Source organism: Pseudomonas sp. ICMP 561, from assembly GCF_002699985.1.
GTDB lineage: Bacteria > Pseudomonadota > Gammaproteobacteria > Pseudomonadales > Pseudomonadaceae > Aquipseudomonas > Aquipseudomonas quasicaspiana.
Genome location: NZ_LKBT01000070.1, coordinates 112408 through 126566 on the forward strand (window position 1 = coordinate 112408; position 14159 = coordinate 126566).

The window sequence follows — 14159 nt, forward strand, 5'->3', positions numbered from 1 at the left end:
AACTCCGCCACAACTTGCAAGTGAAACGCCGTTTTAAAAATAATAAGGCGCGTAATGATGAAAGTGATTTCAAGACAACAGCCGCAATCCGTTTCACACAAACCCGTCAAAGTCGCGATGGTGGGTGAGTGCATGATTGAGATGAGAGCCGAGTCAGCCTCAGACTTCAGTCAGACGTTTGGGGGCGACACGCTCAACACGGCCGTTTATCTGGCCCGATTGAATTCAGCTGCGCACATCGCCGTGGAATACGTTACCGCCATTGGCGCGGACAGCTTCAGCGATGCCATGCGCCAGTTGTGGTGTGACGAAGGCGTCGGCAACCAGCACGTGCGAGTGATCAAGGACGCATTGCCGGGCCTCTACGTTATCCAGACCGATACTCGTGGTGAACGACGCTTCGTGTATTGGCGTGGTCAGGCCGCAGCGCGGCGCATGTTCGACGGGCCTGAAGCAGACACCATGCTGATGGCTCTGGCCGATTACGACTACCTCTACCTGAGCGGCATCAGCCTGGCGATCCTCACGCCCGATGGCCGCGCACGCCTGTTGAAGGCTGTAGCTCAAGCCCGCAAATCCGGCACCCGGATCGTCTTCGATAACAACTTCCGTCCCCACCTGTGGCCCGACGCCAACGCTGCGCGGCAGGCCTATAGCGACATTCTGCGCCTGACTGATCTGGCCCTGATCACCTGGGATGACGACGAAGCCCTGTTTGGTTACCCAGACGTAGAGGCCTTGTTCAGCGCCTACAAAAGCTTCGGTGTGGGCGAAGTGGTAATCAAGCGAGGCGCGGCGTCATGCCTGATCGACTGCGACGGCGAACGCTTCGAAGTGCCCGCCGAACTCGTCAGCAACATCGTCGACACCACGGCGGCAGGCGACTCGTTCAGCGCCGGGTATCTCTCTTGTCGCTTACAAGGCGGCGGGCCTGATCTCGCTGCTCAGTGGGGGCACCGACTGGCCGCCCAAGTGGTTCAGCATCGGGGAGCACTGATCCCCAGCGCCGCCATGCCCATCCTGAATATGCCTACATTTTCTTTTGCCGCAGAGGCCCGCAACTGATGAAAATCATTGAAGCTCGCGTGATCGTTACCTGTCCGGGTCGCAATCTGATCACTCTTAAGATCGTCACCGATGCCGGCATTTACGGTATCGGCGATGCGACCCTGAATGGTCGCGAACTTGCGGTGGTCGCCTACCTTGAAGAGCACGTGTTGCCTGCGCTTATCGGTCGCGACGCCCATCGCATCGAGGACATCTGGCAATACCTGTATCGCGGGGCTTACTGGCGCCGTGGCCCGGTGACCATGACCGCGATTGCTGCAGTGGACATCGCGCTGTGGGATATCAAGGCCAAGGCCGCCAACATGCCGCTGTATCAGTTGCTGGGTGGCAAGAGCCGCGAGCGGGTGATGGTCTACGGGCATGCCACGGGCAAAGACATCGAAGGTTGCCTGGACGAAGTCGCTCGCCATGTCGAACTGGGTTACAAGGCGGTGCGCGTGCAATGCGGGATTCCCGGCATCGCCACCACTTATGGCGTCGCCAAGCGCAGTGGCGAACGCTATGAACCGGCCGACAGCGACCTGCCTGCCGAACATATGTGGGACACCGCCAAGTACCTTAACTATGTGCCCAAACTGTTTGCGGCCGTTCGTGAGCGTTTTGGTGATGACCTGCACATTCTCCATGACGTTCACCATCGCCTTACACCGATCGAAGCGGGGCGCCTGGGCAAATCCGTAGAGCCGTACAACCTTTTCTGGCTGGAGGACTGCACCCCGGCTGAAAATCAGGAGGCTTTTCGTCTGATCCGTCAGCACACCACCACGCCACTGGCGGTGGGTGAGGTCTTCAACTCGATTCATGACTGCCGCGAGCTGATTCAGGAACAGTTGATCGACTATATCCGTGCCACCCTGGTTCACGCAGGTGGCATTACCCATGTGCGACGGATTGCCGATTTTGCTGCGCTGTTTCAGGTGCGGACCGGCTTTCACGGCGCCACCGACCTGTCGCCGGTGTGCATGGGCGCTGCCCTGCATTTCGATACCTGGGTGCCCAACTTCGGCATTCAGGAGCACATGCCTCATGACGAACGCATCGACGAAGTCTTTCCTCATGCCTATCGCTTTGAAGACGGCCATTTCACCCCAGGCGAAACCCCGGGCCATGGCGTCGACATCGACGAAACCCTCGCAGCGAAATATCCGTACAAACGCGCCAGCCTGCCGGTCAATCGCCTGGAAGACGGCACGCTCTGGCACTGGTAAGACAATCAAATCATCACAACAAGAACATCAGGCGGCGGCCGCCCTGACAGGAGTTACCCGATGAAAGCCTTTCAAGTAAGAGCACCTTTTGAGTTCGGCCTGGCCCAGGTCGAGGTGCCGCAAATCGCACCCGGCGAAGTCAAGGTGGACGTGGCCTACGCCGGTATCTGCGGCTCGGACATGCACATCATCCACGGCCAGAACGCTTTCGTGCGTTTCCCTCGAGTAACCGGCCATGAGTTCTCTGGCGTGGTGCGCGAAGTGGGTGAAGGCGTCGAACACCTCAAGGCTGGCGACCGCGTGTGCATCGACCCGGTAATCAGCTGCGGGACTTGCTACCCGTGCCGGATCAATCGCCCCAACGTCTGCACCAAACTGCAAGTGATTGGCGTGCACCGCGACGGTGGTTTCAGCGAGCAGGTCTGCGTCCCGGCCAGCAACGCCCATCGTCTTCCTGACTCGATGTCCCTGAGTCACGCGGCGCTGGTGGAGCCTTACTCCATTGCGCTCAACGTGCTGGATCGCATGCACGTGCATCCGGGAGACAGTCTGCTGATCTATGGGGCTGGCGTGATTGGCCTGACCCTGGTGCAGATGGCTCGGGCGCTGGGTTTGACCGACATTACCGTCACCGACGTGATTGATGCGCGTCTGGAAACCGCCAAAGCCCTGGGCGCCAGCCGTACCCTCAACGGTCAGGCTGTCGACGTTGAAGCCACGATGCGTGAGTTGACCCACGGCGAAGGCGTGCCGCTGATTGTCGACGCGGCGTGCATTCCGTCCTTGATGCCGCAAATGGTCCGCCTGGCCTCACCAGCCGGGCGTATCGGCTTGCTGGGCTTCAATGCAACCCCGAGTGATCTGGTGCAACTGGAGATGATCAAGAAGGAGCTGACGCTGGTGGGCTCACGCCTGAACAACCGCAAGTTTCCCAAGGTGATCGAGCTGATTGCCAGCGGCAAATTGCAGGTTCAGGAGCTGGTCAGCCATCAAGTGTCTTTCGACGAGATGCCAGCAGCCATCGACCTGATCGAAAACCACCCTGAGCAGACCCGCAAGGTGCTGGTGCAGTTGGGTGAAGCGCGTCACTAGTCCGATGTAGATACGAGTGCCCATCTGGGCACCCTCACCGAATAAACATAAAAAGCGGGAGGTTCCAATGTTTGGTCAAGGTCGTACGTTAATTATCATCATGCTGTTCCTGGCAGGCGTCATTAACTACCTGGATCGCTCGGCATTGTCCGTGGCAGCCCCTTTCATCCAGAAGGACTACGGTCTGACGACGGGTGAGATGGGCATGATCTTCAGTAGTTTTTTCGTCGGCTACGCGGCGTTCAACTTTATCGGTGGCTGGGCGGCTGACCGCTACGGCGCGAAAACCACACTGCTGTTGGCGATGGTGCTGTGGTCTCTGTTCAGCGGCCTTACCGTGCTGACTGTAGGTTTCGCCTCGTTGGTGCTGATCCGCATCCTGTTCGGCATGGGTGAAGGGCCGTTGAGCGTCACCACCAGCAAGATGGTCAACAACTGGTATACGCCAAAACAGCGTGCCAGGGCGCTGGGGTCGTCGATGTCCGGTACACCTCTGGGCGGCGCGATTTCCGGGCCGGTAGTGGGCTTCATCGCCATCAGCTACGGCTGGAAAGTGTCGTTCATTATCATCATGGTGGTAGGGCTGATCTGGGCGGCAGTGTGGTTCAAGTTCGTCAAGGACAAGCCTGAAGGCAAGGTGTCCGAGGAAATCCAGCGCGCCGAAGGCACCAGCGAAGTGGCTTCGTTGCCGGTGCATCCGCTGCGTTATTACCTCAAACAACCTACCGTGCTGTTCACTTCACTGGCGTTCTTTTCCTATAACTACACGCTGTTCTTCTTCCTGACCTGGTTCCCCAGCTACCTGACCATGGCTCACGGTCTGAACGTCAAGGACATGAGTATCGCCACCGTGATTCCGTGGCTGCTGGGTTTCCTCGGTCTGGCCTTGGGCGGTTTCATCTCCGACTTCGTGTTCAAGAAGACCGGGCGGATGATGTTCTCCCGCAAAGTCGTACTGGTCACGTGCCTGCTGGCTTGCGCAGGCTGTATTGCACTGGCTGGTATTGTCAAAACCCTTTATCCGGCGGTCATTCTCGTCGCACTGGCGGTGTTCTTCCTGTACCTGACCGGCGCCATTTACTGGGCGATCATTCAGGACACCGTGCCTGCTGCCCGGGTGGGTGGCGTCAGCGGCTTCATGCATTTCCTGGCGAACACCTCGGGGATCATTGGTCCGACCCTGACCGGTTTTCTGGTGCAGTTCACCGGCTCGTTCACCAGCGCATTCCTGCTGGCAGGGCTGTTGACCGTGATCGGCGCGGTCTGTGTGGCGCGCTACGTAAAACCGCTAAGCGCTGCAGACACCGGTGAAGCGGCTGTCCCGGTTCCGCAACATGATTCGGCCTTGAGCCATCCCAGAACATAAGGAGTGTGTCGATGCCGACTGTTAACCGCGTGCCCGCTACCGGCACTGCTTCAGAGTCAGAACCGGTCATTGGAATTGTCCATCTGGGCCTGGGGGCGTTTCATCGCGCCCATCAGGCGGTCTACCTGCAACGTAACCTCAATCGTCATGGCCAGAGCGACTGGGGTCTGTCCAGCGCCAACCTGCGTTCCAATCGAGCAGTGGTTGATCTGCTGCGTGCGCAGGATGGTCGCTACCATGTGGCTGAGTACAGCGACCGCGAACAGGTGACGCTGCGCGAAATTGCTGTCGTGCGCGAAGCGCTGTATACGGGTGAGGGCGGTGATGAGCTGGAGTTGCTGTTGCAGCGTATGGCCGCGCCGCAAACGAAGATTGTCACGCTCACCGTCACCGAAAAAGGCTACTGCCTGAGTCCTTCCACGGGGCAATTGCGCCTCGAAGACCCGACGATTACCCATGACATTGCTCATCCGCAAACGCCGCGTTCAGCACCAGGCATCGTCCTCGAAGCCTTGCGCCGCCGTCGCGCTGCTGGCATCCCGGCGTTCACCGTCCTGTGCTGCGACAACATGCCTGACAACGGTCAGCGTACCCGGCAGGCGGTACGCGGTCTGGCAGCAGAACAGGATGAAGAACTGGCTCAGTGGTTAGACCAGCAAGTCGCGTTCCCAAGCTGCATGGTCGACCGGATTGTCCCGGCCATGACGGCAGAGTCTTTCAGTCGTCTGGAGCAGCAACTGGACTGCCACGACCCTGCGGCGGTGGTGTGTGAAAGCTTCAGCCAGTGGGTCATCGAGGACAACTTTCCGCTGGGTCGCCCTGACTGGGAGGTGGAAGGCGTACAGATGGTCGAGGACGTGCAGCCCTTCGAAACGATGAAGCTGCGCATGCTTAACGGCAGCCATTCGCTGTTGGCTTACGTGGGCGTGCTGGCAGGTCATGAGTTGGTATTCGAGGCGGTCAATGATGCCCGGATGGCAGGTCTCATTGAGCATTACATGGCCCATGAGGCCGCACCCACGCTGGACATGCCGCCTGGCATCGATCTTTCGCTCTATGCCCGGGATCTGATCGCGCGCTTTGCCAATGACAGCCTGCAACATCGTCTGCGGCAGATTGCCATGGACGGCTCGCAAAAACTGCCGCAACGCTGGTTGCTCGGTGCACAGCAGTTGCTCGACGAAGGTCGCGATATCGCTTGTACGGCGTTGGGTATTGCAGCCTGGATTCGCTACTGCACACAAACCACGACCCAAGTCGTAGACGACCCGTTGAATGCCACCTTTGCCGATCTGGCGGGACGCTTTGACGGCGCGCCTCTGGTGGATGCGTTTTTGGAACTGGATGAAGTATTCCCGACCGCACTGGCGAAGCGACCGGCGTTTCGCGACGCGGTGCAACAGGCTTATGGCTCGCTGGTTGGCGAAGGCATCAGCAGCGTGTTGCAACGCTTCGCTGGGCACAACTAACAAGAAAAGGAGAAGCATATGGAACAGACATGGCGCTGGTTTGGCCCCAAAGACCCGATTTCTCTGGCGGACGTCCGGCAAACCGGTGCGACCGGCATCGTCACCGCACTGCATGAAATCCCCAACGGCGAAGTGTGGCCGGTAGAGGCCATTGCGGCGCGCAAGCAGATGATCGAAGCCGCAGGCCTGACCTGGTCAGTGGTGGAGAGCATCCCGGTACACGAAGACATCAAGCGCGGTTGCGGTCGCCGTGACGAGTACATCGCCAACTATCAGCAGAGCGTGCGTAACCTGGCCAGCTGCGGCATTGATATCGTCTGCTACAACTTCATGCCGGTGCTGGACTGGACACGTACCGACCTGGCCTGGGAACTGGCGGATGGTGGCTGGGCGCTGCGGTTTGATCAGACTGCATTTGCTGCATTCGACCTGTTCATCCTCCAGCGTCCGGGGGCAGAGGCGGAGTACAGTGCCGAGGATATAAAGCAGGCCAAAGCCTGTTTCGAGGGGCTGACCGCCAGCCAGAGTCAGGCGTTGGTCAATACCCTGATTGCAGGTTTACCGGGTGCTGAAGAGCATTACACCCTGGAAGATTTTCGCGCTTTGCTACGCACTTACGCGGATATCGACGAAGCCAGATTGCGTGAGCATCTGGGCTATTTTCTGCGTGCATTGATTCCGGTGGCAGAAGAAGTCGGTGTGCGGATGGCGATCCATCCGGATGATCCACCCCGGGCGCTGCTGGGCCTGCCACGTATTCTCTCTACCGCCGCCGATGCCCAGTGGTTACTGGACGCCGCGCCAAGCCGGGCCAATGGTCTGACGTTCTGTACCGGTTCTTATGGCGTGCGCGAAGACAACGATCTTGTGGCGATGGCGAAGCACTTTGCACCTTACATCTACTTCACGCATTTGCGCTCGACCCGCCGAGAGGCCGATCCGCGAAGCTTCCACGAGGCTCATCATCTGGACGGCGATGTGGACATGGTCGGGGTTATCCGCGAGCTGGTCACCGAGGAGCGCAGACGCGAACGCGAAGGCGGCCCGCGATTACCACTGCGTCCGGATCACGGCCATCAATTACTCGACGACCAGCACCGCAAGAGCAATCCTGGTTACTCGCTGATTGGTCGGCTCAAAGGCCTGGCAGAAATCCGCGGGGTGGAACTGGCAGTGCGGCAGCAGTTGAGTTGATGTTTGTCTGCAAGCTTGCTCCGATTGTGACCTTGTAGGACTGGCTTTAGCCGGGAGGGCGGTGTCTCTGGCGAAGGATATTCAGCGAATGTCCCGACGTCCTCCCGGCTAAAGCCGGTCCTACGGAATTGCGTGGAGCCTTTGAGAGGCGGGCTTGGTCTGGGCCTCATCCGTCAAACTAACCCCCAACATCCTCAGGCTCCAGCGCCTGCAGCCAGCGGCCTTCCGAGCGGCTCAAATGCTGGCGCATCGAGGTCTGCGCGCCGAGCACGTCTTTGTTGGCAACGGCGCGAAGAATCGCCTCGTGCTCAATCACCGCCGCCTCCCAGGTCGACCTATTCTCTGAATGCTTGCTGAGGTGAGCCGAAATCGGGTTATGTCGCTCATCGAACAGCGCAGTGATGATCCGCACCAGAGCCGAGTTGCCACTCATTTTGGCCAGGCGATGATGAAACTTGCGGTCGTCTTCCAGCGGCGGCACGCCATTGGCAATGCTTTCACGCATCGCGTCGATACAGTCCTGCAAATAACGGTAGTCACTTTTCTTGCCGTGCATACAAGCCAGAATCACACTCTCGCCTTCGATCAACGCACGGGCCTGCATCAGTTCTGAAGGGCTCTCGCCCAAGGTCACCGGCTTACTGGTGCCGTCCTTGTGGCTTGCGCGCACATAGACACCTGAGCCCATCTTGATTTCAACGGCGCCTTCGATTTCCAGCGCGATCAGCGCCTCGCGCAGCGAAGGTCGGGACACCCCCAGCAGCCGCGTCAGATCCCGTTCAGGGGGAAGCCGGGCACCGGTTTTGAAGTCCGCCTGCGCGATGTAGTTGCGCAATTGATCGGCAATTTTCTGGTACGGCTTTCGTTCAGCGGCGTTGATCGGTGAAACCATGGTTATGGCGTCCATCGGAAAGTTGGCGAAGGCTACCATAGCGACCGATAGCTTCGCCGTTGGTGAACGCGTCCATGCTTTGTGAACTCAAGCCGTCATCACATCACCGCGCCGATCTGCCATGGCAGGAACTCGTTATCACCCAGACCATTTTCTTCACTGCAGGTCTGCCGCCCGGAAGCAGTGTCGAGCATCAACTGGAACAACCTTTGGCCCGACTCAGCCACTGATTCCAGACCCTCGACAATCCCTCCGGCGTTGAAGTCCATATCCAGTTCCATGCGTTGAAACAACCCCGTATTGGTGGCGATCTTCAGGGACGGTGTGGGTTTGCAACCGTAAGTCGAACCCCGGCCGGTGGTGAAACAGATGAGGTTCGCGCCTCCTGCCACCTGGCCTGTCGCCGACACCGGGTCGTAGCCGGGCGTGTCCATGAACACTAACCCACGGGCTTCAATGGTTTCTGCGTACTGATAAACCCCCATCAAGCCGGTAGCACCTGCTTTGGCGACAGCCCCCAGAGACTTTTCCAGAATGGTAGTGATGCCACCGGCTTTATTGCCCGGCGAGGGATTGTTGTTCATGTCGCCGTCGTTGTGGCGCACGTAGGCTTCCCACCAGTGAATCCGCGCCATCAATTTCGCTGCAATGTCGGGGGAGGCGGCGCGGGCCGTGAGCAGGTGTTCAGCGCCATAGATTTCCGGGGTTTCCGAAAGAATCGCGGTGCCGCCTTGTTGCACCAACAGATCCACCGCCGCGCCCAGTGCCGGATTGGCGGTAATGCCCGAGTAACCGTCCGAGCCACCGCATTGCAAACCAACGCACAGATGACTGGCGAGGACGGTTGTGCGCTTGAAGCTGTTGATGACCGGCAACATCGCTTCTATATGAGCGATGCCGCGCTGCACGGTTTCCCGCGTGCCGCCCGCATCTTGAATGATCAGACTGGCCTTGAGCAGGGCCGAGCGATCGTCAAGCTCATCCAGCAACGGCGTCAGCTGGTTGACCTCACACCCCAAACCGATCAACAGCACACCGGCGAAGTTGGCATGATTGGCATAGCCACTCAGCGTCCGCTTGAGAATGTCGATGCCTTCACCTTTAGCCCCCATGCCGCAGCCGCTGCCGTGGGTGATAGCAACCACGCCGTCGACATTGGGGAAGTCCTTCAAACGTTCGGCAGAGAACGCATGAGCGATGTGTTTGCAGACCGTCGCAGAGCAATTGACGCTGGAAATAATACCGATGTAATTGCGCGTGCCGACCCGACCATCGTCACGCACGTAACCTTCGAATGTGACCGGTTCGTGGCTAAGGGACGTGGGCACATAAGCGTCCCGCACGCTGTATTCGGTACTGACTGTCGGCATCGCCAGGTTGTGGACATGGACATAGTCGCCGGGCTCGATACTTTGGGTGGCCTGGCCGATGGTCTGGCCATATTTGAGCACCTGTTGCCCGGTCGACACGCCGCGCAGGGCAATCTTGTGGCCGGACGGAATTGGCTGCCGGGCGATCAGCTCAATGCCGTCAGCGCTCAGCCTTTGGCCTTCGGCAATATCGCCACGGGCTACCGCTACATCATCTCCGGGTGACAAAACAAGCAAGGAGGGCAGGTTCATGGTGCGTCCTCTATAGGCGTTTTTCAGCACTCGATGATGGCTTTGACCACGCCCTGTTTCGGGTCGAGCAGTGTGGTGAACGACTCGGCGACATCCTTGAGTGTCAGCCGATGGGTGTTCAGCGCGGCATCTGGAATCAAACCGTTGCGCAAGCATTCCTCCACATAGTGGAAGTCTTCTTTGGTGGCGTTCCGGCTGCCCATCAAGGTGGCTTCACGTTTGTGAAACTCAGGGTCGGAGAAGGTGATGGAGTCCCGTACTACCGAAATCATCACGTAGGTGCCGCCGTGCGCGATGAATTCAAAGCCCCGTTCCATGGCCCGGGCATTGCCGGTGGCGTCGAACACGACGTCGAAAAAATCATCGCCGGTGAGGTCGGCCAGAGCCTGCTTGTCGCCTTCGCCGATTTGCACGGCCGCTTGAATGTTCAGGTGTTGGCTACAGAAGGCCAGACGGTCTTCGCGGGTATCCAGCACAGTGACCTTCGCGCCGCGCAGGCTGGCGAAGATCGCAGCGGCCATCCCGATAGGACCCGTACCGACCACCAGCACCTGCTTGTCCGCCTGCACATTCGAGCGACGTACCGCGTGAGCACCGATCGAGAGAAATTCGATCATTGCGGCCTGATCAAGTGAAACGCCTTCGGCCTTGTGGACGAAGGCCTGAGGAATGCTCAGGTATTCGGTAAAAGCCCCATCGCAGTGAACCCCCAGCACCTGAATTCGGGTGCAACAGTTGGTTTTGCCTTGGCGGCAAGCGATGCATGTCCCGCAGGAAAGGTACGGCATCACGTAAACCACATCGCCTACGGCCAGCTTGCTGTCGCTGTCGGCGTCTTCGACGACCCCGGAAAACTCATGGCCCATCACTCGTGGGTAATCGAGGTAAGGCTGGTTGCCGGTGAAGATATGCAGGTCGGTGCCGCAGACTCCGACGCGTTTGACGCGGATCAGGACTTCTCCGGTTTGCCTGAGCGGTTTATCGCGTTCGATAGCGGTTAACGAGCCGGGTTCGTTACAGATGACGGTCAGCATGCTGATGCTCCTTGTTGAGGGGAAGGGCACCGAGCGCGCTGCAGGCGGGATATCTACACATCAGGAGGCTCTCTTTGTTGATCTCTTTTTGTTGTAGTCGGGCAGGTGCCCGCTCGGATGATCACGCCTGAAAAACTACACGCCGGGAATTTTATTGGCAAGACCAATATTCATAATCATGAATTGGACCGACCAATTAAAATTTTTTAATTTGCCTGAGGGCTGCGGGCACTCGCTTGTGCAAACCGTGACCTGACCTTCATTATGCTTCGCGAGTAGTCACTATTTTGTGCGCAGTCAGATCGCCGGAGCGTTAATGAAGATCGTTATTGCACCTGATTCGTTTAAAGACAGCCTGAGTGCGGCCGGTGCTGCCCAGGCCATTGCACTGGGTCTGGCTGAAGTCTTTCCTTGCGCAGAACTTGTTCAATGCCCCATGGCCGATGGCGGTGAGGGCACCGTGGATGCGATCCTCGCAGTGCTCGACGGCGAACGACGTCAAACCGTCGTCAGCGGGCCACTGGGCACTGACGTGACTGCTCATTGGGGATGGTTGCCCAATTCGCGAACCGCAATCATCGAAATGGCTGAAGCCAGTGGTTTGCAGTTGGTGGCGGTGGACCAGCGCAATGCTTGCATCACGTCCACCTACGGGACTGGCCAATTGATTGTCGCAGCCCTTGATGCTGGCGCTGAGAAAGTCGTGTTGACCATCGGCGGCAGTGCAACCAATGACGGCGGGGCGGGCATGCTCACTGCATTGGGCGTGCAGTTTTATGATGAGCACGACTCTCCATTGGCCCCCGGAGGTCTGGCACTTGCCGGTCTGGCGCGTATCGACCTGAGCGCCATGGACCCCCGTTTGCAGTCCGTCAGCTTCGAAATCGCAGCCGATGTCGATAACCCGTTATGCGGACCACACGGCGCCTCATTCACCTTTGGCCGGCAAAAGGGCGCGAGCCCCGAGCAGATACAATCGCTGGATCACGCCTTGGTGCGTTATGCCGACCGTTGCGCTGCGGTCCTTGATCGCGATGTGCGAGACGAACCCGGTGCGGGCGCCGCTGGAGGCATGGGCTTTGCCGCGAAAGCGTTCTTGAAAGCGGGCTTCCGTCCAGGCGTTGAAGTCGTAGCCGAGCTGGTCGATCTGGCACAAAAAGTCCAGGGCGCGGATTTGGTGATAACCGGGGAGGGCAGTTGCGACTTCCAGACCCTGAGAGGCAAAACTCCCATGGGTGTGACCCGTGTCGCGCAGAAGAATGGCGTGCCGGTAGTCATCCTCGCTGGTACTTTAGGCGAAGGCTATGAAGCGCTATACGAGCATGGTATTGCCGCCGCGTTCTCGGTGGTTTCCGGCCCGATGGCCCTGTCAGAAGCCTGTGAAGATGCACCGCGTTTATTGCAGGAACGGGCGAGGGATGTGGCCCGGGTCTGGCAACTGGGACGAGCAAAACGTTAGTGTCTACCGGGAAGACGGCATTCCAGACGAAGATGATGTTGCGGATGCACTGGCCTCTTCCCGAATAAATTCGGTCCCACCGGCTCTTTGTGAACTCAGATAGTTACGTGTTGTTAGATGAGAGCCGCCGAAGGCAGCGAAAGCGTTCATCCTGAAACACCGCGATCGCAGCCTTCTGCAGTTCCTGCAAAGTAGGTGTTTTCCATACACACGACTGCCATTTGCGCCAGCGTGGTTCATCGGCGGCACTTGATTGGTGCGCGGGCCATTTTGCACAAGAAAAACTGATCGTTGCTGTGTAAAAAACCCGTTTGTCAGCCATAACGTGCCGACAGATCATTTCTTCATTGTTGATTAATGGAGAACATGATGAGTACGACGCAAAACACACCGGCGCTGTCTGACTCCGCACCTGTTGCCTCTTCAGCGCCCGTGGCTTCGGGCAAGAAGATGAGTCGCCTCGCGGCCGCCAGCACCATCGGCACGACACTGGAGTGGTATGACTTCACGGTCTATAACCTGATGGCAGCATTGGTCTTCAACGCGATCTTCTTCCCGTCGTTTGATCCGTTGACCGGCACCATTCTCGCGTTTTCGACTTACGCTGTTGGTTATATCTCCCGGCCTCTGGGGGGCATCGTGTTTGGCCATCTGGGCGATAAACTTGGCCGCCGGTTTGTGCTGGTTACCACGCTGGTATTGATGGGTGTCGCAACCGGGCTTATGGGCCTGTTGCCGACCTACGCTGCATTGGGTATCTGGAGTCCGATTCTGCTGGTGGCGTTGCGCTTCGTGCAGGGCGCGGCGATTGGCGGCGAATGGGCGGGCGCGGTTTTGCTGTCCATGGAGCACGGTGCGCAGCATCAGCGCGGTCGTAACGCCTCGTTCACTCAGGTAGGCCCTTCCTGCGGTACGTTGCTGGGCACGGGTTTCATCGCGCTGGTTTCCTGGGGGCTGAGCCCTGAAGACTTCCAGTCGTGGGGCTGGCGCATTCCGTTTCTGTCCAGCGTCGCGCTGGTGATCTTCGGTCTTTGGTTGCGTCGCGGCGTTGAGGAAACCCCGGTGTTCAAGGAAATCGAGGCACACAACGCAACTGCGAAAACCCCGATCAAGGAAGTCTTCAGCAATCACTGGCGTCGGTTATTACTCGCGGGCGGCGCACGTGTGGGTTCGGATGTGCTTTATGCACTGGTCGTGGTGTTCACCCTGACGTATGTAACTACCGTCTTGCACTTGCCAAGGCCTTTGGCACTCACCGCGACGATGATCGGCGCGGGGCTAAACGCGATCTGTGTGCCGCTGTTCGGAATTCTCTCGGACAAGATCGGCCGCAAACCGGTTTACATCGGCGGCGCGCTGTGTGCGATGGTCTGGGCGTTTGTGTTCTTCAAACTCATGGACACCGCTCAGCCGCTGTCGATTTGCATCGCTGTAGTAGTGGGTCTTGTTATTCACGCCGCGATGTATGGCCCGCAAGCCGCTTTCGTTACCGAGCAGTTCCCGACTCGGGTGCGTTATGCAGGTTCGTCGCTGGCTTATACGTTGGCGGGGATTATCGGCGGTGGTTTTGCGCCGCTGATTGTTGCCTCGTTGTATAAATCCTATGGTTCGACACTGGCTGTTTCGTTGTACGTGTGCGCAGCGTTGAGTATTACTTTGATCGCGCTGATCTGTGCCAGGGAGACAGCGGGCAAGCCGTTGGAGAAATAGTTTGTAGTGGGATCAGAATAAAAAAAGCCCCCGACCTAATGGAAC

Annotated in this window: 11 protein-coding genes; 8 read left to right on the forward strand and 3 right to left on the reverse strand. The window is 58.5% G+C overall.

Going from position 1 to position 14159, the window contains the following annotated elements; translation table 11 throughout:
• Nucleotides 1–57: 57 nt before the first annotated feature.
• The 6 genes from AO242_RS28600 to uxuA all read left to right on the forward strand — a co-directional run bounded on the left by AO242_RS28600 (nucleotide 58) and on the right by uxuA (nucleotide 7397).
• The gene (locus AO242_RS28600) at nucleotides 58–1065 is read left to right on the forward strand and encodes a sugar kinase (protein ID WP_099271326.1); all 1008 of its coding nucleotides are present in this window, start codon (nucleotides 58–60) and stop codon (nucleotides 1063–1065) included.
• The gene (gene manD / locus AO242_RS28605; protein ID WP_027901233.1) at nucleotides 1065–2276 is read left to right on the forward strand and encodes a D-mannonate dehydratase ManD; all 1212 of its coding nucleotides are present in this window, start codon (nucleotides 1065–1067) and stop codon (nucleotides 2274–2276) included. The genes AO242_RS28600 and manD overlap by 1 nt, the downstream gene beginning before the upstream one ends.
• A 60-nt stretch (nucleotides 2277–2336) precedes the next feature.
• Nucleotides 2337–3368, forward strand: a complete 1032-nt coding sequence (locus AO242_RS28610; RefSeq protein WP_099271327.1) for a Zn-dependent oxidoreductase — start codon at nucleotides 2337–2339, stop codon at nucleotides 3366–3368.
• Nucleotides 3369–3435: 67 nt separating this feature from the next.
• Nucleotides 3436–4734, forward strand: a complete 1299-nt coding sequence (locus AO242_RS28615) for an MFS transporter (protein ID WP_099271328.1) — start codon at nucleotides 3436–3438, stop codon at nucleotides 4732–4734.
• A gap of 11 nt (nucleotides 4735–4745) precedes the next feature.
• Nucleotides 4746–6203 carry a mannitol dehydrogenase family protein gene (locus AO242_RS28620; RefSeq protein ID WP_099271329.1) on the forward strand — a complete coding sequence of 486 codons (1458 nt, stop codon included), beginning with the start codon at nucleotides 4746–4748 and terminating at the stop codon, nucleotides 6201–6203.
• Between the two features lie 18 nt (nucleotides 6204–6221).
• Complete coding sequence (gene uxuA / locus AO242_RS28625) at nucleotides 6222–7397, forward strand: mannonate dehydratase (protein ID WP_099271330.1); 1176 nt, start codon at nucleotides 6222–6224, stop codon at nucleotides 7395–7397.
• A 178-nt stretch (nucleotides 7398–7575) separates the two neighbouring features.
• On the opposite strand, the gene AO242_RS28630 is transcribed toward uxuA, so the two are convergent.
• From AO242_RS28630 to AO242_RS28640, 3 genes are all read right to left on the reverse strand, one after another.
• On the reverse strand, nucleotides 7576–8289 hold the full coding sequence (locus AO242_RS28630) for a FadR/GntR family transcriptional regulator (RefSeq protein ID WP_099271435.1): 714 nt from the start codon (nucleotides 8287–8289) through the stop codon (nucleotides 7576–7578).
• Nucleotides 8290–8387: 98 nt separating this feature from the next.
• A complete protein-coding gene (locus tag AO242_RS28635) occupies nucleotides 8388–9911 on the reverse strand; it encodes a UxaA family hydrolase (RefSeq protein ID WP_099271331.1) in 1524 nt (507 codons plus the stop codon).
• Between the two features lie 23 nt (nucleotides 9912–9934).
• Nucleotides 9935–10945 carry a zinc-binding alcohol dehydrogenase family protein gene (locus tag AO242_RS28640; protein WP_027900911.1) on the reverse strand — a complete coding sequence of 337 codons (1011 nt, stop codon included), beginning with the start codon at nucleotides 10943–10945 and terminating at the stop codon, nucleotides 9935–9937.
• 316 nt (nucleotides 10946–11261) lie between these two features.
• On the opposite strand from AO242_RS28640, the gene AO242_RS28645 reads away from it, so the two are divergent.
• Together AO242_RS28645 and AO242_RS28650 are read left to right on the forward strand one after the other, a co-directional pair.
• Entirely contained in the window at nucleotides 11262–12404 is a 1143-nt protein-coding gene (locus tag AO242_RS28645; RefSeq protein ID WP_099271332.1) for a glycerate kinase, read from the forward strand.
• Between the two features lie 369 nt (nucleotides 12405–12773).
• Complete coding sequence (locus tag AO242_RS28650; protein WP_099271333.1) at nucleotides 12774–14114, forward strand: MFS transporter; 1341 nt, start codon at nucleotides 12774–12776, stop codon at nucleotides 14112–14114.
• Nucleotides 14115–14159: the final 45 nt, after the last annotated feature.